This window comes from Arthrobacter sp. EM1 (assembly GCF_029964055.1).
In the GTDB taxonomy this organism is placed as follows: Bacteria; Actinomycetota; Actinomycetes; order Actinomycetales; family Micrococcaceae; genus Arthrobacter.
The window spans coordinates 1370242-1390852 of record NZ_CP124836.1; the positions used below are offsets into that span (position 1 = coordinate 1370242).

Sequence of the window (20611 nt, forward strand, 5' to 3'; positions counted from 1 at the left end):
CTGTCCACTTATTTTCGGGGGCCTTTTTTGTTGGTGGCCGTTGCTGTGGTTGGGGTTGTTCCTCCTCCTGGTTCGGGCAGCGGTGTTGCTGCGTACTTATTCATGGCCGGGAGCGCCTGGAACGGCATGTCCTGCTGCGGCTTGGGGATCAAATCTTCCTGGTCCTTCCTGTCGGCAGCCGGAATGGCGCGAGCGCGTCCGTGGCATCCGCAAGAAGACGCGGACGAGCTGTCGCATGACAGGTTCGGGGTCTTCCATTAGTTCGGAGAGCCGGCGGTGGACCAGTTCCAGGGAGGGTAGCGTGAATTCCGTTCGGATTCCTTCCCAATTTTCATCGTTGATGGGTCGGCCGTTCACTCTTATTCGGTTGTTTCGTCGGAGTCGCTGATGTTTTCCAGAAGCCAGTACGTGGAGAGCGGGTCCCGGCGGAGCGTGGCAGTCCGGAGGGCGGAATTGGTGTCAGGGCGGATTATCTTCCCTCCACTGGCATTTCTGCTGGTCAGCGCACTTCTCCGTTGCAAGGCACGTTGGTTGCGTCGGACTGTCTCAATCTCATGAAACAGCCCAGAGACATGGGCGGAGCCGAACGAAGGGTGGCGGTTCAGCCAAATGTACAGGCCCCGGCAAAACAGCCATTTTGAGCTGTGATTCACCCGCGAACGAAGCCACCCGTCACGGGTGGCTATCCTGATGGCCATGGGCGCCGTTCAGGCATGTGTGCGGCCGCGGCGAGGGGCAGTCGATGGACCATCCGGGCTTCCTGAATCTCCTGCTGAGAGCTGGCCGGACGGGCCGGTTGTGCTGGGCGCAGGCTGGGATATTTCGGAGCATCTGGTCCGTACGGCCGCCCGTCTCACAGCGGCTCCGGGGCTGCATCTGATCTGTTCGTTCGTGCATCCAGCCAGCTCCCTGCCGAGTGGGAGCCCGGCGGATCGAGGGCGGCGGCCTCCGCGGACCCGGCGGCGTTAGGCTGGGCTCATGGGACTCGAACCAGCCGTGATGAAACGAACCTCCAGAATCCGTTCTCAGGATCCGGCCAGCGTCCCCCGGGTGGTTGACGGCGAACCGGATCTGGTGATGGTGGACACGACATGGGGAGAGCTGCAGCCGCTGCAATGCGCGCCAGGGGTGGTCACTCTCGGTGAGCTCGAAATCTTGGAGTTGCTCGGCGGCGGCGCGGTCCTGGTCGACAGCCGCGTACCTGGTTCCAGGGCCGGGATCACGATTCCAGGCGCAGTCAACTTCCCCCATGACCGGATCCTGGAATTCAGGGATCAACTCGACCCTTCCAGGCTGAGCGTGTTCTTCTGTAACGGCCCGCAGTGTCCGCAGTCTCCGGAGGCTGTCCGGACGCTGATTGAAACCGGGTATCCGGCCTCCGCGCTGGCGTATTACCGAGGCGGATTGCACGACTGGGTCACCCTGGCCATGCCTACGGAAAGGGTCACGTGACCGCGTGCGCCTGCCTCGGCGCCGGGGCTGGCAGTGACCGCGCACGGGGCGCTACCGGGGTCCACGGGCCGAAATGAACCAGGACATGACGGATCAGAAACTGCCGCCGCTCCCGGCGTCTCCATCCCGGCCGTCGCCGTTACCGGAATCGCCGCCGCGTCCGCCGCCCAGGATCGAGCCGATCAGAATCCCGCCCAGAACGGCCCCGCCGAGACCGCCTCCGCACCCGCGGCCACCGAACATGCCGCCGCCGTAACCGCGGTTGTCCAGGCCGCCGAAACCCTGCACATCCGACCGGGCGAGCTCTGCCGCGCGGGACGCCAGGGCGCCGGCCTGCTGCGCGTAGTTCAGGGCCGTTTCAGGATCCGTCTGCTGGATGGAGAGCGCGGTGTCCAGATTGCGTCGCGCCTCAGCCAAGCGCGTCCTGGCCTCGGGCCCGACGCCGGCGCGGCGGGCGGCAATATAGTCCGAGGCAGCCGAGGTCCGGGCCTGTGCATTCATGACGGCCTGCTGGAGGGCCTGCCCGGCGCGCCGCGCCTGGACCTTTTGGTTCCTGATCCCGGAGAGGGCCCGATCCAGGCCTTCGCGCGCCGCTTCCATGCGCTGCAGCGCGGCGATCGGGTCGATCCTTCCTGACTGTAGTTGCTGTTGCGCCTGGTTCAGGACCGCCTCGACGCCTGCGACGGGACCGGCGAGGTCGGTGTGCTGCCCGGCCGCCATGGTGGCCTTGGCCTGGGCAAGGTCCTGGGCGGCGTCGTCCACCGCGCGGTCGAAATTGGTCCGGGCTGCGTCAAGGTCGCGCGAGAGCTTGCCGATGGCGTCAACCAGCACGTTGGTCTGGTGCAGGCTTTCTTCGGCCGCGCGGATAGCGACGGCCGTGGCGCCCGGGTCGGGCTCCGTGAGCTTCTGCTGTGCCGTCGTTGCGGCGGTGTCAAGAAATTTCAGGCGCTCCCGGGCCTGGGCGATGTTGTCTGAGACCGGGGCCACCGCCGCATCGGAGTACCGTACGCGCATCCCGGTCATGGCCTGCTCCGCATTCGCTACCTTGGCCGCTGCCTCGGCGCGTCCGGCCCGGAGCAGTTCGAGGGCCCGTGGTGCGTTCTTTTCGAGTTCACGCAGGGAATCGAAGGAGACTTTCTGTTCGGCCAGGGCCTGGTTGGCCGACTCGCAGCGACTGATGATCTCGGTATACGATGCCCGCTGTTGCTCCTCGGTGGCCGGGATCGCGTCGTCCAGTTGCTGCTGGAGTTTGAAGGACTCGCTCAGATTTGCCTTGGCGTCGGTGAGGGCCTCCGCAAAGGGCCTAGCGGTGACGTCGCCGAACTGGGCCTGCGCGAATCCGGCTTCCTGCTCGCCGGAGCGCACGGCGTCGTCGGCTGCTATCAGCAGCGATGCGGCCCGTTGCTTGAGCTCCGGAAAGCTCAACGCCGCCGGCTGATCGCTCCGCCCGTCCTCGCGTGGATTTACCCCCGGTTCTCCCGGTGGTGTCCCCGGGCCGGTCAGCAGCGCCAACCTCTCCCGGTATTCCTGCGTGCCCAGCTCGCCGCCGGCGTATCGCCGATCGAGGATCCGACGTGCGTTGCTCCTGCCCGCCGCGGCGCTATGGTTCTGCCCCGGTGCTGATCCCGTTCCTCTTCGGCGGGGGCCACCGGACAATACCCGGGCCGCGAGAGCCGCCACCACCAGGACGGCGACCGTGACCGGGATCAACCAGAATAACCAGGACACGTCTATGCCGGACCCATACCCACCCATCATGGGGTGCCTCCTTCAACCGACCCTATTCCTCAGCCGTCTGGTTCCAGCCTACGCCGCCATACCCCTGGGGGTGTATCACGAACTCTGGCCCCGGGCGGCGCCCTGTTCGGATCCGAGTGGATAAATGACCGCTGCGCCCAAGGGCAGTTCTCCGACAATTCCTCAAATGCGGCCGTGCGGGCCTCTGAGGATAGTCAACGCGGGGGCTCTGTACCGTTGTCCCGCCGGATGGTACGTTTCGTAAGAGCCGGTTCGGCAGGGATTCCCGGCAGGGCCGTGAAAGGACGTACGGACCATGATGGGTGGCGGGTTCGGCATGGGCTGGTGGTGGATCATAGGTCTGCTGCTGGCCATCGGCCTCATCTGGGTCATGATCCGCGGCGTCCGCGCCGCCGGCGAGAATAGCGGGCAGAACGGTCGCGATCCTCGAGACACGGACATTGGGGCCGCCGAGACCCCCGAGAGTGCCAGCGGGATCCTCGCAGATCGATACTCACGCGGTGAACTGAGCGCACAGGAGTACCAGGAACGTCTCCGAATCCTCCGCGAGGGCCCGTAGCGACGCCGGATACCCCTTCGGCGGCTACTCCGGCCCCTCGCGGAGGATTCTTCACCGACGGCCGGGCCGCTGTGCCCAATCCCGAAAACCTGAACCCGTTGTGGCCGTGAAACCCCGCCGGACGGCGCCGATAAGTAACTGTCCCCGCGGTCCGGCCCATTTGTATCCGACGCAGGCCGCCGTCAACTAACGGCCAGTTCTGAGACGGGTTGTGCGACAGACGCCGCCTCAATGTGCTCTGGGCCATGCTCCGTGACGGAGCCACCTACGCTCCGGTGTCGGTGACTGCAGTACGGCTGGCTGCCTGACGAAGGGATTCCGAATTCGAACATCGTCAACTCGCTGATATGGGGAAACTCTCCGCCGTGGCTGAAGAAGGAGTCGCAGCCCTGCCGCACAGCCGTTGCGAGATGCAGGGCATCAGTAGAGCACGTGCGGGTTCCGCCCCTGGAATGTCATTCAACGTTCCGGGACCGTTCGTTCGATGGTGCTGCCCGTGGAACGCGAGAAGGGTTTAACGAAAAATGAACCGCAACAGGATGATAGACATTCCGGCGACAAAGAGCACGCCACGGAACCACGCGCCCACGGTTTCTGCGGCCCTGACCTGGGCCGGTTCTGCAGGCATTTGAATGCCATAGACAGCCGCCGCCACCCAAAGCTGGTAGCGGACTACCTCCCGGCGGAAGATGAACCAAATCCTCGCCAGCAGCAGCATCCCAAGCCCAAGCTCCACACTGGTTCCTGTCCCGGTGGAAACGATGCCGGCCCCGGGTACCAAAACGATGTATAAACCAACGGAAGCCAGGAGTGCGCACGTTGCCAGACTCAGCTGCCTGCGTTGTCGGCCCCGATCGTCGTGGTTCCGCCGCAGGGAGGGGCGGTTGGCTATTAATCCGGCCGCCATAGCCAGCGCCACAAGGGATCCACCGGAGAGTACCAACAGGGGCTCGCGCATGGGAAACCTTTTCGAAGAATCAATGAGGCCAGCCTACAAGCGGGCGCCTCCTTCGAACACAGGATCGGTTCCGCAGTGACTGCATTGGGGCGCCGGAGCATCCGGGGCCAGGAACGCTCTGCCGGTCCTCATATTTCCGCAGGTGGCCAGCACCAGCCGCAAAAGTGGGCCGTGGATGACCCGGGAGTCTTCCCGTTCTCCAGCCCGGCCAACACCGATTTGTTGGGTGGGTCGCCCGCGGAACGGGTCGGCCAGCGCTGCGGCCCCGCTCATCGAAGCCGGTGACCTCGTTCGGGCCAATGGGTGGAATGGGGGCGAGCTAATGAAAAGGCAGCTTCGTGCCCTGTTTGAACGGTACGACACCTTGGGCCGGCGTCATGGTGAACCATTCGCTGTTCTGTTTGGTGGCGAAGATGAGTACTCTCTGGTTCGTGTCGAGCGGGTCGCCGTCCGGGTACGATGTGCCGCAGGTCTGGGGCATGGAGGCTACGCGAAGGGATTCCTGCCCCGGGTCACCTTTGAGGACCGTCTCAATTTCCACCTGATGCGACCGGGCTTTATAGCCATAGATTCTGGTATCGCCATTCTGTGCCTGGGGCTTTCCGACCACGACCAAGGTGGCGTTGTCGAATTGGTCCTGAGGGGTTGCAAATCGGACCCAGTCCACGCAGGTATCGCCGCCGCTACCTGGTACTGGGCTGCAGCCGATTCCAAAAACAGACACGGCAACCGCTGCCGGTATCATTCTCGCAAGTCTGCCCATGCCCTGAGGTTAGCCGCAGCGGGGGATCAGGGCTATGCCGTCACACCGTAGGGAATTCAAAGGATGATGCCAGCGTCGCAACCCTGGTCCGGTCCGCGTGCGGCGGGCGTTCCCGCGCGGCAGTGAATATGGCCGTTAGACTCGTCGTCATGGCTGATGATTCCAAGAAGTTGTCCCTGGCCGGTTCCGTCTCTCTAGGGACCGGTGTCATGGTGGGGGCTGGCATTTTTGCTTTGGTGGGCCAGGTGGCCGGACTCGCTGGAGGGTTGGTGCCGGCGGCGTTTCTCGCAGGGGCGGTCGTTGTCGCCTTCAGTTCCTATTCATATGTGAAGTACTCCGGGGCCCACCCCTCTTCCGGCGGGATCGCCATGCTGCTTAAGAGTGCGTACGGTCCGGGTGTGGTTGCGGGGTCGTTCTCGCTGTTTATGTATGTCTCCATGGTGGTCGCGGAAAGTCTCCTGGCGCGGACTTTCGGTACCTACATGCTTCGTCCGTTCGGCCTGCAGGGATCTCCGCTGCTGGTACCGGCTTTGGGCGTCGCGGCGATCGCGCTGGCCGCCGTGGTGAATATCTTCGGTAATACTTTGGTGGAGCGTTCCGCGACCGTTACGGCCGCGGCCAAGATCATCGGTATCGCAGCGCTGGCCATCGCCGGCCTCCTGGCCTCGGGGTGGTCCTCGCTGGGAACTGCGCTCACCGGCGGCTCGGGCGAACCGCCGGAGCAGGGCATCATCGGGTTCCTGGCAGGGACGACGCTGTGCATCCTTGCCTATAAGGGCTTCACCACCATCACCAATCAGGGCGGTGATATCAAGGAACCGAAGAAGAACATCGGCCGCTCCATCATCATCTCGTTGGCGTTGTGCACGGTCATTTACCTGCTGCTCACGGTGTCCGTGACCGCAAGCCTGAGTGTCCCGCAGATCATTGAGGCCAGGGACTATGCTCTGGCACGGGCTGCCGAGCCGCTCTTCGGCGCATGGGGCGTGGGCCTGACGATCGCCCTCGCCGTTGTGGCGACGCTATCGGGCCTCCTGGCCAGCATCTACTCGGTGTCCAGGCTCTACGCGATGCTCCAGGACATGAAGCAGGCGCCCGGGCTCCCCGAAAAGATTAAGCACCAGCCGCTGCTGATCACCGCCGGTCTGGCGATCCTGGCCACCGTCTTCTTCGACCTGACCCAGATAGCGTCCCTCGGGGCCCTGCTCTATATCAGCATGGACATCGCCGTCCACCTTGGCGTCATCCGGCATCTGCATCAAGACATCGGGGCCAGGAGGTGGGTACCCGCCGTCGCGATATTCCTTGATGTCATAGTTGTGACTGCTTTTATTATCGTCAAAGCCGGACAGGATCTACTCACGCTGGCCGTGGCCGCGGCCTTGTCCCTGACCATCTTTGTTGCGCAGTGGTGGGCCGTCCGACGACGCGATCAGAGTGCCGAGGCCCTGAAGGGCCAAAAGTCCCGCGGGTGAGATCGACTCGACGGGCTGACGCTTGCCTTCCGTTTCTTAGAGCGGACGTGGGTCCGGCCCGGCCCCAGGACACGCGGGGGCCGGGCCGCACAATCCGATCTGGTGCTTCAGCCCGGCCCGAAATGAACTGGTCCCCAAAAGTTGGACTCGTCAATGTACGGGTTCCACTTTAGCGACCAGAGATCGGCTCTTCGAAGAAGTCCCCGTCCCGTTTGGGACGGGGACTTCTTCGCATACCGCCGTATCCGCGTTGAACAATGAGTCCATGAGTGATCAGCCTTTCGAGTCCAAGTACTCTTCCGACGATCCCCTGTGGGCGGCTCCTGATGCCGAATTAATTGCGATTGCCAGAGAAAACGGGGTCACACTTCAAGCCCTCCTCCTTGCCGCGCAAGACCATGCCCGCAAGCTAGATGAGGCTCTGCGAGCCATGGGTGGCTCAGGAATACCTCCACTGACGATCGCGGCTGAGGTCGGCTTGGGTGAAGCGCATGTTTCGGCTGTGCTCGCTGGCAGAGCTACCCTGGACTTCCTTATGGGGCTCTCAAAAGCCGACTAGCCAACGCGGCAGGGACCAAGAGTGCACGGCCATGGACTTATGCCGCAAGCGTCTGAGCACGATACTCTACCGGGCTCAAACCGTTGAGCTTTGTGGAGATTCTTTCGGTGTTGTACCAGTGGATGTATTTGTGCAGCGCGGCTGTCAGTGCTTCGGTGTTGAGGAATTGGACGCGGTGGAAGAGCTCTTCTTTAAGATGTCCGAAGAAGTTCTCCATAACGGCGTTGTCGTAGCAGTTTGCTTTGCGGGACATCGACTGAATGGCGCCGGCGTTCTCCAGGAGTTTGCGCCAGGAGGTGTGCTGGTATTGGAATCCCTGGTCGGAGTGCACGAGGGGTTTCTGCCCCTTCTCCAGGGTGGTCAGGGCACCGCGCAAGGATGAGTTGGTCAGTTCCAAGTTAGGTGAGAGGCCAAGGGCGTAGGAGATGATCTGCCGGTCGAAGAGGTCCATGACCGGTGAGAGGTACAGTTTCCTGTCGCCGACGCTGAACTCGGTCACGTCGGTCACCCATTTCTGATTCGGCGCATCCGCTTCGAACTGGCGTTTCAACAGGTTCGGGGCAACAACGCCCTGCTCGCCCTGATAGGAGTTGTAGCGGTTTTTCCGCCGGACCTTGCAGACCAGCCGCAGTAAACGCATCAGCTTCAGCACGGTCTTCTTCGCGACTGTCCAGCCTTGTTTGACCAGTTCGATATGGACACGGCGGTGCCCGTACCGGGCGTGGCTTTTCTCAAAGATGCCCGTAAGCGCTGCTTTTGAGCTCTGCTTGGGGGTCAGGAGCCAGCAGCCGAGCTTGGTGATAGAAGAACGTGGACCGGGGCAGGCCGGCAACGTCCAACAGAACTGCCAACCGGTGTTGGGTCTTGAGAGCGATGACAGCGCGGACTTTTAGCGCTGTTCCTCGTCCCTCAAGGCGTTTACTTTTCCCAGGAAGGCCACCTCTGCCCGCAACCGTTCGTTCTCGCGGCGAAGCCGCTGCAGCTCCGGCTCCGGCTCTGCCGGCGCCCCGAGAGATGAGAGTGGTCGTCCGCGTGTTTTCGGGCGCAAGCCGTCCTCGCCTTCATTGCGATATATCCGCGCCCACTTCTTGATCAGATCCGGGGAGGAGAGTTGGAGCTCCTTCGCCAGAGCGACCTGGCTCTCCCCGGCTAGGAATCGACGGACCGTATCGAGTTTGAACTCAAACGTGAACTTCCGATGGGTCGATTTGGTCACCAGCGCCGTACCTCCGCGAACTCTCCATAGGGCATGAATGCGGATGACAGCTTTTGAACCGACTCCTAATCTCGTCGCCGCTGCCTTCGCGCCCCAACCAATCTCGAACAACGCTACCGCGGCCTCGCGCTGTTCCTGAGATAACGAACTGCTTTCCTGCATAGAACTGCTCCCCGAAAGTAGGGACCGATTTTTCAGTCCAACTTTTGGGGAGCAGTTCAAAAGGCGGTCGGCCTTATTTCCGCCGTCCCTGTCGTGCCTGGCCCGTTGAGCGTTACTTGATGTAGGAGAAGACACCCATCATGCCCCGTTCGGCGTGGTAGGCGTTGTGGCAGTGGGTGAGCCATTGGCCCGGGTTGTCGGCATCGAAAATCACCGTGACGGTTTGCTTGGGCCGGACGATGATGGTGTCTTTGCGTGCCCCGTCGGTTCCGACCTGGAAGGTGTGGCCGTGCAGGTGCATGGGGTGCCACATGTCGGTGTCGTTGATGAATTTCACTTCCACCCGTTCGCCGGCCTTGATCTCAAAAGCGTTCTCGAACGGCTTGTCCATGTTGAAGCGGTGGCCGTTGATACCCCAGTCGTACATCATCATGCCGCCGGTAAGGTGCAGTTCGTGGGTCCGGTCCGGCGCCTTGGGCTTCAGTGCAACTGCCGGGTCGGCCTTGAGCTGGCCGCCGTCCATGACGGTGCCGTCGAGCTTGTCGGGCAGAGCCTCGGTCTGGGGTGGCCTACCCGTGCCGGTGCTGATGAGGCCCAGCGACTGACCTGGTTTTCCCTCCGGGACTGCCATGACCGGGGTGAATCCTTCTCTGACGGTGAGCAGGGCGTCGACGCGTTCGCCCATGCCGAGCACGACGGCGTCGACGTCCTCCTGCCGGACGGGGAACCCGTCGGAGTGGGTGAGGGTGATTTTCTGTCCCGGCACCCCAAGACGGTAGGCGGTATCGCCGGCGGCGTTGATGATCCGCAGCCGGATGACGTCCCCGGCCTTGGCGGAGAGGACCTCCGCTTGCTGCGGTGGTTTGGAATTGAACAGGTGGTAGGGGTAGCTGACGTCGCCGGCATCGCCGCCGAGGAAGTCGCTGCGGGACCCCATCAGCATGTTCCCCGCGCCGGTCTCCCCTCCAGACGCGGTCGGTTCCGGCGAAGATCCCATGGAACCGTGATCCATGCCGGGCATCCCACCGCCGCCCATCCCGTCGCCTGACATGGACATGCCGCCGGAGAGTTCTTTCAGGACCTCGTCCGGGGTCCCGGTGATGCCGTCCAGCCAGTCATCGAGCACGATCACCCAGTCCCGGTCGTAGACGAGTTTCTCGTCCGGGTCCTCGATGACCAGGGCGCCGTAGAGGGCGCGTTCGCGCTGCATCTCGACGTGGGAGTGGTACCAGTAGGTGCCGGGGTGGGGGAGCCGGAAATCGTAGGTGAATCCGGCGCCGGCGGCGACGGCCTCCTGTGTCACGCCCGGGACGCCGTCCTGGTCGTTCCGCAGCGACAGGCCGTGCCAGTGGATGCTCGTGGCGTCCTTGAGCTGGTTGGTCAGCGCAACCTGGAGCCGATCCCCTGCCTTGGCCCGGATGGTGGGTGCGCTGATTGCTTCGTTGTAGCCCCACGTGGTGAGGGCCTTTCCGGCAACCGCCGTCTGGAAGGATGCGGCGGCCAGTGTCTGGGTGACGGTTTTTCCAGTGAAAGCCCGGCGGGCTTCGTAGTCGGCGACGACAGGATCGGTGGGCATCACCCGGCGCGGGGCGCCGGCGGGGGCCGGTGTGTCGGCGCATGCTGCGAGGGCAGCCGCGGCGGCGCCGGCGACGGACAGACCGATAAACCTGCGTCGATTCAATTGCTGTTGCATGGGAATTCCTTTGTTCACTTCGGTGAGGCAGGGGACGGGTGTGCCGAAGGTCATCGGCTCAGGAGGCATCCACGGATCGGAAGGTTGACCCGCCGTCGGTAGACACCACCAGACCGGCAGAGGTGGCGACCCAGACCCGGGGCTTTCCGTCTGTGCCTGTGGTTGCAGCGACCGCCTGCGCTTCCCCGCTGACGTGGCCTTTCCGGGTCCAGGTGGCGCCGGCGTCGGCGGAATATTGCACTGTGCAATCGGGGGCGACTCCGACGGCTTCGTTGGCGCTGGCGAAGGCGGCGAACTGGATCACGGGGGAGGACTTTTCCAGCTGCCAGGTGTTGCCGCCGTCGGTCGATCGCTGTACGCCGTCAGTGGTGGTGGCCAAGACGGTGTTGCTGTAGGGATTTCCGGCCAGGGCGGCGGGCTGGAAGGCCGTGTCGACGGTCTTCCAGGCTCTCCCGTCAGCGCTGGTCCGCAATGACCCGTCGTAGCCGACGATCCCGGATTTGATGGCGGTGAGGGCGTGGAAGTCGGAGCCGCCTTGACGTGAGAGCTCTTCCCAGGTTCTACCGCTGTCGGTGGTCTTGATCAGGCCCAGCGGATTGGGAAGGGTCGAGTCGCTGCCGGGGTGACCGGAGGCGTAGAACACGCCGTCGTCCATGGCGGCGGTGAAACCCATCAGGTCGTTGGTGGCGCCGATTTTGGTCGCCGGTTTTTTTGACACGTCGAATAGGCCATCGTGCGTGGCCAGCAGCACCTGGCCGGTTTCGCTGTTGACGCTCAGCCCGTGAACATGGGCGTCAGGCAGGCCGCTGCCGGTGCCGGCCGGCGAGGGTGCTGCCGTGCCGGAGGAGGGACTGCATGCCGAGAGGGCAAATATGAGGCCGGCGCCGGAAGCCAGGACGGCTGCGGCGCGGCGCCGGGGACGGGAGGGACGGGGCATGGGGACTCCAAGGATTCAGGTGGGGCATGGCAAGGGCGTTGGCGCCGGCCCGTGAGGGGCCGGCGCCGGAAGATACCGGTCAGAGGGTGGCCAGCAGGTCCTGCATTTCCTTGATTTCCGCTGTCTGGGAGGTCACGATTGCCTTGCTCAGCTCGATGGCGTCGGGGTTTTTGCCTTGGCTGATTTCAGTCTGGGCCATCGTCACGGCGCCTTGGTGGTGGGCGATCATCCCGGTCAGGAACAGCTTGGCCGCTTCGGTTCCCTGGGCGGTGTCGAGCTTGTTCAGATCGTCATCGCCCATCATCCCGTCGCCCATGCCATGGCCGGGCGCCATCTGGGCCGGTTCGTTCCAGCTCTTGAGCCAGCCCGTCATCTGCTCGATTTCGGGTGCCTGCGCGGCCTTGATCCTGGTGGCGAGGGCGGTGATCCGGGCATCCATGCCCTGCTTTTTGAGCATCATGTCGCTCATCTCCACGGCCTGGGCGTGGTGCGGGATCATCCCTTGGGTGAACATGGTGTCCGCCGTGTTGTGGTCCGCGGCGGCCGGGGCGGAGCTGGTGGACATCCCCATCCCGGTTTGGCCCGTGCCCGGCATGGAGCTGGCAGGTGAGCTGCCGGAGGTCCCCGCGCAGCCCGCAAGGGCTATGACGGAGGCAAGGCCAAGGGCAGAAATGGTCAGGGTTTTCTTCATGGAGTTCAAGTCCTTTAAATCATCAAATCGGCGTTGTTGCACGACTGCGGATAACACGCCCATAACCGGCCTGAACGGCCAGCAGGTGCGTATCGGGTAAGCGGGGCGCGCCGGGCAGGACACGGCGCAGCTTCGCCGTTTACGTCCGGCTGATGGAAAGTTGGCCCGGAGAAGGACTTCGCGGAATGAACTTGTACCCGATGTCGGGAACGCCGGTGATGGGTCCAATGCTGGAAAGCAGAGGCGTCGTGCCCGGCGGCGGAGCTGCCAGTGTCGTGTTCCCGGGAGAGGGGACGCAGTTCCCGTGCATGGCGGAGATCATCGTGCACCCGCCACTATCGGCGCATGACGGTCCTGGTGCGTGCGTGAGGCTCTGCGCTGTGGTGGTCCCCGTGACCGCGGTGATGTCCGCGACGTGGCCGGGGTGGTCTGTCGCCGCCTGCATGGCGTGCAGCGCCCCGGTGTCATGACCGGTGGCCACCGCCGGCATGGCGTGAGTGCCGGTCATGATGTGCATGCCCAACATGCCGGCGACGATCGCCAGCACCCCAGTGAGAACGACTACGCGGCGGAGGATCGCCGTGGCGCGCCCGGTTGAGATGGCGGTCATGGTGTTCCTCCTTCCGGGCGGTATGGATGGCTTCAAGATTACCGGCCCGGGACGGGCCCGGGCGGCGGCGGGTTCAACGGACCTGGGCGGGGTTGAGTTTTAGCCGGCGCAGCAGCTGCGCGTTCAGGGCGACGACCACTGTGGAGATGGACATCAGCACGGCTCCCGTGGCAGGGGAGAGGACGACTCCGGCGAAGGCGAGTACGCCGGCGGCGAGCGGGACGGAGATGATGTTGTAGCCGGTGGCCCAGATGAGGTTCTGCCACATTTTCCGGTAGCTTGCCCGGGACAGGTCCAGCATGGACAGGACGGCCCGGGGGTCGTTGCCGGCTAGGACCACACCGGCGGATTCCATCGCGACGTCGGTTCCGGCGCCGATTGCGATGCCCACTTCGGCCCGGGCCAGCGCGGGGGAGTCGTTAACGCCGTCGCCGACCATGGCGACTTTGAGTCCGCGGGCCTGCAGTTCGGCGACTTTCTTGTCTTTGTCTGCCGGGAGTACTTCGGCGAACACTTCTTCGATATTGAGTTCTTCGGCGACGGCGGATGCGACCTGTTGGGCGTCGCCGGTGATCATAGCGACCTTGATGCCGCGGTCCTGCAGGGCTTTGACGGCCTGGCGGGACTCGGTGCGGACGGCGTCCTCGAGGCTCACAGCCCCGAGGATCCTTTGCCCGTCAATGATGTGCAGGACGGCTGCGCCACGGTCCATCCACGCCCCGGTGGCGGCGGCTAATGATTCCGGTTCGTGGGCTTCGAGGTCACGGAGCAGTGCCGGGCCGCCGACCTGGATGGTTTTGCCGTCGACCGTGGCGCGGACACCGCGGCCGGTCATGGACGAAAAGCCGGACGCGGTCGGAATCGGCAGGCTCTTCTCCTGCGCGGCCCGGACGATGGCCCGTGCCACCGGGTGCTCGCTGTCCGCTTCCACAGCTGCTGCCAGCGCCAGGAGCTCGTCCCGGTCCACGCCCGCGGCGGTTGCGACGTCCTTGAGCGCGGGCTCACCCTTGGTGAGGGTCCCGGTCTTGTCGAAGAGGACAACGTCGATGGTGCGCATGCGCTCCAGTGCCAGCCGGTTCTTGATCAGGACACCGGCCCGGGCGGCCTGCTCGGTGGAGATGGCGATGACCAAGGGGATGGCCAGGCCAAGGGCATGGGGGCAGGCGATTACGAGGACGGTGACGGTGCGGGTCACGGCGTCGGGGACGCTGCCCAGCAGTGACCAGACGATGAACGTGAGGACCCCGGCGCCGGCGGCGAAGTAGAACAGGAAACCGGCGGCCCGGTCGGCGAGGGCCTGGGCTTTGGAGGAGGAGGCCTGCGCCTCGGCGACGAGGCGCTGGATTCCGGCCAGGGCGGTGTCGTCCCCGACAGCGGTGACCTGCACGCGGACGGTGTTGTCTGTGGCGATGGTTCCGGCGATGACCTTATCCCCGGATGAGCGGAGGACGGTCCTGGATTCCCCGGTGATCATCGATTCGTCGAACTCGGCCTGGCCGTCAACAATGGTGCCGTCGGCCGGCATTCGGGCTCCGGAGCGGACCAGGACGGTGTCCCCCGCCGCAAGCTCGCTGACTTTGATGGTTTCGGTGCCCTCAGCGGTAATCCTGTCTGCCTCGTCGGGCAACAGAGCCGCAAGAGCGTCCAGGGCACCCCGTGCGGAGCCGAGGGCGCGCATCTCGATCCAGTGCCCCAGCAGCATGATCGCCACCAACAGGGCCAGCTCCCACCAGAAGTCCAGGTCGAACCCGCCGATCCCGAGGCTGGTGATCCAGGAGGCGATGAATGCGACGCTGATCGCCATGGCGATCAGCAGCATCATGGCCGGTTTTCGGCTCTTCAGTTCTTCCAGGCCACCTTTGAGGAAGGGCTGCCCGCCGTAGAAGAAGATCACGGTGCCCAGCGCCGGCGGGATCCAGGCCGAGCCCGGGAAAACCGGGGGTGTATAGCCGAGCAGCCCGCCGAACATGGGGCTGAAGAACACGACAGGCACGGACATGGCCAGCGTCAGCCAGAACCTGTTTTTGAACATCGCGACGCTGTGTCCGGCGTGTTGGCCCTGGGTGTGCACCATGTGCTCATCATCCATGCCGTGGGCATCAGGTGCATGCGCGACGGCGGAACCGCTGGGGGGAGCGCTTGGCTCGTCCTGCCGGGCGGAAGGTCCGTTGTGGTGGTCGTGGTCCATTTGGTGCGCTCCTCAGGAATTATCTCTGGTGGCGGCCGGGGCCGACGGCTTGTCTGTATCGGAGAACGGGCTGGACTACTCGCCGGCGGTAAGGCTGTAGCCGGCGCCGGTCACTGCGTTGCGAACCGCGGAGACGTCCGCCGCTCCGGCCACGGTGAGGCGGGACACTCCTCCGACGACGAGCTCCACGGTCGCCGACTCGACCCCGGCCACGGCACTGACTGCCTGTTCTACCGTTTGAACGCAGTGTCCGCAGGTAAGTCCTTCGACCAGGTATTCGAAGCCCTCAACCGGGGTCTGTGTCTGCGTCCGGGCGCCGGGTGAGCAGCAGCTGCAGCCGGACGATTCCGGAGCGGCAAGGGGAAGTTCGGTCCGGTTGTTAGTTCCGCACATGTCAGTTCGTTCCTTCACAAAGAGCCGTAACGAGGATGCTGGGGTTGAACGGCTGTAACGGCCGGCAATTCCTCGGGCCTGGACAAACCACTTCACTGACAACAGGTCAAATATACCCCCAAGGGGTATATTTTACAAAGTGCCCGGGATGCCTCTGACGGACTCAGGAACGGGGGGAGCCTCCCGCACGCGGCACCTGCCGGGTCCCGCCGCCCTGCGCTGTCGCCATAGGGGCGCCCGCTCACCGCGGATCATGGCGGGGCCGCCCGTCGAACCCATGCGGCAGCATTCGTTACCTGAATGTGACATCCCCTTAGTATTACCGTACCGTCGAATTCGTGCCGGTTTTCTCCGAGAAAGGGACTCCCTGGCCGATTGCCTAACTCTGCCGCTGCCCGGGATCCGTTCGCAGAAATCGTCCGGCAGAGACGAGGAAACCACATGTTGGCCTGTTCTCAGGCCTTGGGGTGAAGCCGCGCCCCTGCACTTATGCAGGTCGCGGCCGGGTGTCTCCCATCCGAATCCGACACCTCACCCCGCAGGCATGGGGAGAGGCTACTTCATGTCCGCACGCAAAAATCCGGGCCGCCACCGCGCTGTGACCGCCAAGACCAGCACCCTTGCGACAATCTCCAGGACCGCTACCGGCAACGCCGGCGGGGTGGGCCGCCAGGCCACCGTCATCGCCGCCGCGTCGGGACTTGTTCTGACCAGCGGGATCGCCGCCCAGGCTGCCGACGCCCCGGCGCAGCGGGACTCGGCCCCTGTCTCGAACCTTGAGGTGTCCACCCGGACACCCGCTGCGCTGAGTGCTGACGCCAGTGTCCGGATTGCCTTTGAACGGGGTGCTCATCGTGGCGGCCATGCCGGCGATCCGGAAAGCTGTGCCGCGAGCAGGGAGCCAAGGGACAACGTGGCGCCCATGCCGATGCCGCCGAGAATCTGCCCGCAGACCAGGATGGAGACCACTTTGCGTTGAGGCAGGACGCCGCCGGCGGGGCCGGCCAGAGATGCGGCGGGCCGTGGTCCTGCAGACCTGGGAATTGTTGGCATCCTGACAGTCTCTTGCATACCCCTTGGGGTATGCAAGAGATCTTCGGGGTGCTTGGCAAACGATACCCCTGGGGGTATTATTGCTTGTGTAACCAACCTACCTGAGGAGTAACAATGTGCAGTCCCGTCCGTTGCAGCAACTGTGGAAAGACCACCTGGGCCGGCTGCGGCGAGCACGTCGATTCGGTAATGGCTGACGTTCCGGAGGAGCGGCGCTGCACCTGCTCCTGACCCGCCGGGTCAGAACCTGCCCTGCAATACGTCCCTGCAATACGTTCCCTGCAGCACAGGGGACGTATTGCAGGGGGCTTCACGGGGTCTGCTGTCAGCGTCTTGGTCCCGTCGGCGGCCTCCACTTCCCGGGGGCTGTGCCGGGCCGATCGATTGCGGGGTGGCGATTGTTCCGTCGGCGCCCCACGGGCTGCTGTTTATGGCGCCGCCGCCGTGCATGGCGCGGATGACGCCCGGATCCCAAGCCGTGGCTTGCTGGAACCCTTGCTGGAACCTCAGGAGTTCGCGTTTGGCCATCCGGAGTCGCCGGCGAAGGCGACCGAGATCTCAGGGACTGATGTCAGTGAGTTGTGTACGGTGCAGTGGGAGGCGACGGCGAGCAGGGCCTCGCGGCGTTCGGCGGGCACGCCGTCGGGGATAGTGAGGTGCACATTGATCCGCGCAACGCGGGCGGGTCGTGAGCCCATCTCGAAATCCGCCTCCACGGCCAAGCCCTCGGTGGGCAGGTCATGCCGTTGCAGGTAGCGGCGGGCATAGAACGCGACGCAGCCGGCGAGGCTCGCGATGAACAGCTCCGTCGGCGTGGGGCCGGTATCCTCCCCGCCGTTGCCGACTGGCTGGTCGGTCCGGATGATGTGGCCACGGATATTGATATCGAAGCGGTCACCGCCCAGGTGCGCGACCCGGACCGGCTGGCTCCCCCCGGGTGCAGGGCCTCCGGTGGCTATTGCGCTGCCTGCGGCTGTAATGACTGGTTCACTGCTCAATGTGTTTCTCAATCCGCTGGTGGGGCATGCCCGGGAAGCCCTGGGCCGGAGCTGGGGTCGGGTAACTTCCTAGGAGGCCGGGGCGGCTGCCACTTTAGCCCGGATCTCTTCCATGTCCAGTTCCTTGATGCCCTTGATGAGCTGTTCCAGCCCGGCCGCGTTCATCGCCCCCGGCTGGGAGAAGACCAGGATCCCGTCCCGGAAGGCCATCAGGGTGGGGATGGAGCTGATGCGGGCGGCAGCGGAGAGGCCGGGTTCGGCCTCCGTGTCCACCTTCGCGAAAACAACGTCCGCGTGGTTCTCGGAAGCTTTGCTGAACGTGGGGGCGAACATCCGGCAGGGCCCGCACCAGGCTGCCCAGAAGTCCACCAGGACGATGTCGTTGTCGGTGATGGTGTCGTTGAAGGTCGCTTCAGAAATGTCGATGGTTGTCATAGTGAAATAATATACCCCTAGGGGTATTGGAGCAACAGGGCAGTGAGCTCTGTGCCGGTTTGCATTGATACCCCCTGGGGTATCATGATGGAGGGTAACTACCCGCCCGGACTGCCGGACAACGTGAAAGGGCACCAGCATGAAGAGCATTTCAGTGGACGACCTGGCAGCACTGGGGTCTGATGTTTCCATCATCGACGTCCGGGAAGAAGAGGAATACTCGGAGGCCTGCGTCCCGGGAACGAAAAACATTCCGCTCTCGGGTTTCCAGCACTCCCTCGGTGACGTTCCGGTCGGACGGACTGTTTATGTGATGTGCGCTTCGGGCGGCCGCAGTTCCCGGGCCACGGCGCATCTCGCCGGGCAGGGCTACGACGCAGTGAATGTCATGGGCGGTATTACCGAGTGGTACCGCAATGGGCACCCGGTCACCTACCGGGCAGGCGGCCAGTGATCATGTCCTCCACCGTCAGCCTCCCGCAGCTCGAGCCGGGCCCGGACGCCGGCAGCCGCCGCACCATCAATCGCCTCAAGCGCGCCCAGGGGCAGCTCACTGCGCTGATTTCCGCCGTCGAATCCGGGGCAGACTGCCGCAACGTCGTCACCCAGCTGTCGGCGGTTCGCGGTGCCCTGGACAAGGCCGGATTCGAACTGATCTCGGCGGCGATGCGCGAGTGCCTCACCGAGCCGGCGGACGTCCTCCCTGCAGGCGGCGTGCAGCGTGGAATGCCGGTCCAGAGGCCCACCCTGAAGGAAATCCGCACGCTCTTCCTGCGCCTGACCTAGGCCGGCTCCGGCCACTGCCAGGGCAACGGAGCCCAGCCCCAATATCCAGCACAACCGCCCCGTCCTACCGAAAGGTCCAGCACATGGAAATCACCCCCCAGCAGCTCGCGGAGCAGCTCAAGCGCGGCAGCGACGCCCAGATTCTCGATGTCCGCGAATCAGATGAAGTTGCCGAGGGCATGATCGTCGGCGCACGGCACATCGCCCTAAGCGACCTGTCCGGCCGCTTCAACGAGCTCGACAAGTCCCGCACCGTCATCGCCATCTGCCGCAGCGGCCGGCGCAGCGCAGCGGCCGCTGACCAGCTCACGGCCGCGGGCTTCACGGCTTACACCGTGCCCGGCGGAATGCTCGATTGGACCGCCGCAGGCCTCCCCACCGGCTGACCCCACCAGACTGCCCGGACGGCGCGCCCCCTAAGCGCCGTCCGGGCTTCCACCTGCCCGGAGCGTGTCCTTGACACGGCAACCCGGGCGGTGGAGGTCGGTTACCGCAAATGCGGGGCCGCCAGCAGAAATGCTCCAAGATATACCGAAAGAGATTATGACTTCCTTGAAGACCACCCCCGTTGAATCAGCCCCGCAGTCCATTGATGCCTCGACCCTGAAGGCCTGGGAAGACAACCACGACGATCTGATGATCATCGACGTGCGCGGCGGTGCGGAATTCGATTCCCTGCACATCAAGGGCTCCTACCATGTGCCGCTTCCCATGCTCAGTGAGCACACCGAGGAATTCGCGGCCAAAATGGGCACCCGCGTAGTGCTGGTCTGCCAGTCCGGCAACCGCGCCGAGCAGGCCCGCAAACACCTGGACTCCGTCGGCCTGGCCAGTGCCAGCGTCCTGACCGGGGGAGTCCCGGCCTACGCCGCCGCCGGCGGCACCGTGGTCCGCGGCCGCGGACCCTGGGCCCTGGAACGCCAGGTCCGGATGACCGCAGGCTCCCTGGTCCTGGCCAGCATCGTCGCAGCGAAATTCGTCTCACCGAAACTGGGACTGGTCGCCGGGGGCATCGGCGCCGGGCTGACGTTCTCCGCCGCGACCAACAGCTGCGCCATGGGCCAGATGCTCTCGAAGATGCCGTGGAACCGCTCCGCCAACGAGCCCACCGCGCACCAGGCCCTGCAGAACCTGGACGCGAAGGCATGATCCTCACCGCGGCGGCGTTCGGGCTGATCGTCGGCGCTCTGCTGGGCCTGGTCGGAGGCGGCGGATCCATCCTCGCCGTCCCCGCCCTGGTCTACGGGGTCGGGCTGCCGCTTGCCGCGGCAATCCCGACGTCGCTGGTCGTCGTCGGCGCGTCCTCCGCCGTCGCGGTACTGCCCCGGCTCCGGACCGGGGTGAACTGGAGGCTCGCGCTGATCATCGGCGCCGCAGGAACCGCCACCGCCTACCTCGGCGCGATGGTCAACCGGCTCCTGGACCCGACGATCCTGCTCCTGGCCTTCGCCGCGATCATGGTCTTCGCCGGCATCCGGATGCTGCTACCCTCCGCCTCCGCCGGCGGATCCTGCGCCCTGCCCGGAGGCGGGGTGAACTGGCGCAGCTGCCTCCCCAAGGCGATCGCGACCGGCGCCGTCGTCGGGTTCCTCACCGGCCTGCTCGGCGTCGGCGGCGGCTTCCTCATCGTCCCGGCGCTGACCCTGGTCCTCGGGCTCCCGATGGCCGTGACCGTAGGGACCTCCCTGGTGATCATCGTCATCAACTCCGCCGCCGGCTTCGCCGCCCACCTGGGCGACCTGCAAATCGACTGGGCCGTCACGGCAGCCTTCGCCATCACGGCAATGATCGCCTCGCTCGCAGCCGGCCGGATCGGCACCAGCATCCCGGACAAAGCACTCAAACGCGGCTTCGGCATCCTCGTGCTGGTTATCGCCGCCTACGTCGCGGTGCAGGCCCTCATCTCCTAGCAGAGCCTGCAAGGG

At 64.7% G+C, this 20611-nt stretch carries 23 protein-coding genes and 1 riboswitch; of the genes, 10 read left to right on the forward strand and 13 right to left on the reverse strand.

Translation table 11 applies throughout. The features are described 5' to 3' along the window. Positions 1–978 precede the first annotated feature (978 nt). Positions 979–1452, forward strand: coding sequence for a rhodanese-like domain-containing protein (locus QI450_RS06240; protein ID WP_226775951.1), 474 nt, complete (start codon positions 979–981; stop codon positions 1450–1452). Positions 1453–1545: 93 nt separating this feature from the next. On the opposite strand, the gene QI450_RS06245 is transcribed toward QI450_RS06240, so the two are convergent. Beyond that, positions 1546–3210 carry a TPM domain-containing protein gene (locus QI450_RS06245; RefSeq protein WP_226775952.1) on the reverse strand — a complete coding sequence of 555 codons (1665 nt, stop codon included), beginning with the start codon at positions 3208–3210 and terminating at the stop codon, positions 1546–1548. Between the two features lie 295 nt (positions 3211–3505). On the opposite strand from QI450_RS06245, the gene QI450_RS06250 reads away from it, so the two are divergent. Then, the gene (locus QI450_RS06250; RefSeq protein ID WP_226775953.1) at positions 3506–3769 is read left to right on the forward strand and encodes an SHOCT domain-containing protein; all 264 of its coding nucleotides are present in this window, start codon (positions 3506–3508) and stop codon (positions 3767–3769) included. Between the two features lie 514 nt (positions 3770–4283). Here QI450_RS06250 and QI450_RS06255 read toward each other — a convergent pair. Both QI450_RS06255 and QI450_RS06260 read right to left on the reverse strand, forming a co-directional pair. Then, the gene (locus QI450_RS06255; protein ID WP_282468130.1) at positions 4284–4727 is read right to left on the reverse strand and encodes a hypothetical protein; all 444 of its coding nucleotides are present in this window, start codon (positions 4725–4727) and stop codon (positions 4284–4286) included. Positions 4728–5046: 319 nt separating this feature from the next. Next, entirely contained in the window at positions 5047–5490 is a 444-nt protein-coding gene (locus tag QI450_RS06260) for a hypothetical protein (protein WP_226775955.1), read from the reverse strand. Between the two features lie 149 nt (positions 5491–5639). Between QI450_RS06260 and QI450_RS06265 the strand changes: the two genes are divergently transcribed. Beyond that, entirely contained in the window at positions 5640–6965 is a 1326-nt protein-coding gene (locus QI450_RS06265) for an APC family permease (RefSeq protein WP_226775956.1), read from the forward strand. 265 nt (positions 6966–7230) lie between these two features. Then, positions 7231–7524 (forward strand): hypothetical protein, encoded by a 294-nt coding sequence (locus tag QI450_RS06270; protein ID WP_226775957.1) that lies wholly within the window; start codon positions 7231–7233, stop codon positions 7522–7524. 37 nt (positions 7525–7561) lie between these two features. Here QI450_RS06270 and QI450_RS06275 read toward each other — a convergent pair whose 3' ends face one another. From QI450_RS06275 to QI450_RS06310, 8 genes are all read right to left on the reverse strand, one after another. Further along, positions 7562–8356, reverse strand: coding sequence for an IS3 family transposase (locus QI450_RS06275; protein WP_226775958.1), 795 nt, complete (start codon positions 8354–8356; stop codon positions 7562–7564). Between the two features lie 57 nt (positions 8357–8413). After that, positions 8414–8902, reverse strand: coding sequence for a helix-turn-helix domain-containing protein (locus QI450_RS06280; RefSeq protein WP_226775959.1), 489 nt, complete (start codon positions 8900–8902; stop codon positions 8414–8416). Positions 8903–9014: 112 nt separating this feature from the next. Next, positions 9015–10595 (reverse strand): multicopper oxidase family protein, encoded by a 1581-nt coding sequence (locus QI450_RS06285; protein ID WP_226775960.1) that lies wholly within the window; start codon positions 10593–10595, stop codon positions 9015–9017. A gap of 58 nt (positions 10596–10653) precedes the next feature. Further along, complete coding sequence (locus tag QI450_RS06290) at positions 10654–11532, reverse strand: F510_1955 family glycosylhydrolase (RefSeq protein ID WP_226775961.1); 879 nt, start codon at positions 11530–11532, stop codon at positions 10654–10656. A 79-nt stretch (positions 11533–11611) separates the two neighbouring features. After that, positions 11612–12223, reverse strand: coding sequence for a DUF305 domain-containing protein (locus QI450_RS06295; RefSeq protein WP_226775962.1), 612 nt, complete (start codon positions 12221–12223; stop codon positions 11612–11614). Positions 12224–12362: 139 nt separating this feature from the next. Beyond that, complete coding sequence (locus QI450_RS06300; protein ID WP_226775963.1) at positions 12363–12833, reverse strand: hypothetical protein; 471 nt, start codon at positions 12831–12833, stop codon at positions 12363–12365. 73 nt (positions 12834–12906) lie between these two features. Next, positions 12907–15021, reverse strand: coding sequence for a copper-translocating P-type ATPase (locus QI450_RS06305; RefSeq protein ID WP_282468131.1), 2115 nt, complete (start codon positions 15019–15021; stop codon positions 12907–12909). Between the two features lie 75 nt (positions 15022–15096). Next, positions 15097–15414, reverse strand: a complete 318-nt coding sequence (locus QI450_RS06310; protein ID WP_282468132.1) for a heavy-metal-associated domain-containing protein — start codon at positions 15412–15414, stop codon at positions 15097–15099. 366 nt (positions 15415–15780) lie between these two features. After that, a riboswitch (cyclic di-AMP (ydaO/yuaA leader) is annotated at positions 15781–15973 on the forward strand. Between the two features lie 3 nt (positions 15974–15976). Here QI450_RS06310 and QI450_RS06315 point away from each other — a divergent pair. Then, positions 15977–16393 carry a hypothetical protein gene (locus QI450_RS06315; protein ID WP_282468133.1) on the forward strand — a complete coding sequence of 139 codons (417 nt, stop codon included), beginning with the start codon at positions 15977–15979 and terminating at the stop codon, positions 16391–16393. A gap of 580 nt (positions 16394–16973) precedes the next feature. On the opposite strand, the gene QI450_RS06320 is transcribed toward QI450_RS06315, so the two are convergent. Beyond that, positions 16974–17465, reverse strand: coding sequence for an OsmC family protein (locus tag QI450_RS06320; RefSeq protein ID WP_282468134.1), 492 nt, complete (start codon positions 17463–17465; stop codon positions 16974–16976). Between the two features lie 69 nt (positions 17466–17534). Next, positions 17535–17900 carry a thioredoxin gene (gene trxA / locus QI450_RS06325; RefSeq protein ID WP_226776149.1) on the reverse strand — a complete coding sequence of 122 codons (366 nt, stop codon included), beginning with the start codon at positions 17898–17900 and terminating at the stop codon, positions 17535–17537. 139 nt (positions 17901–18039) lie between these two features. Between trxA and QI450_RS06330 the strand changes: the two genes are divergently transcribed. From QI450_RS06330 to QI450_RS06350, 5 genes are all read left to right on the forward strand, one after another. After that, positions 18040–18354, forward strand: coding sequence for a rhodanese-like domain-containing protein (locus tag QI450_RS06330; RefSeq protein ID WP_226776150.1), 315 nt, complete (start codon positions 18040–18042; stop codon positions 18352–18354). 2 nt (positions 18355–18356) lie between these two features. After that, a complete protein-coding gene (locus QI450_RS06335; protein WP_226776151.1) occupies positions 18357–18686 on the forward strand; it encodes a metal-sensitive transcriptional regulator in 330 nt (109 codons plus the stop codon). 83 nt (positions 18687–18769) lie between these two features. Continuing rightward, entirely contained in the window at positions 18770–19072 is a 303-nt protein-coding gene (locus QI450_RS06340) for a rhodanese-like domain-containing protein (protein WP_226776152.1), read from the forward strand. Between the two features lie 157 nt (positions 19073–19229). After that, positions 19230–19835, forward strand: coding sequence for a rhodanese-like domain-containing protein (locus QI450_RS06345; RefSeq protein ID WP_226776153.1), 606 nt, complete (start codon positions 19230–19232; stop codon positions 19833–19835). Then, a complete protein-coding gene (locus QI450_RS06350; RefSeq protein ID WP_226776154.1) occupies positions 19832–20596 on the forward strand; it encodes a sulfite exporter TauE/SafE family protein in 765 nt (254 codons plus the stop codon). The genes QI450_RS06345 and QI450_RS06350 overlap by 4 nt, the downstream gene beginning before the upstream one ends. Positions 20597–20611 lie beyond the last annotated feature (15 nt).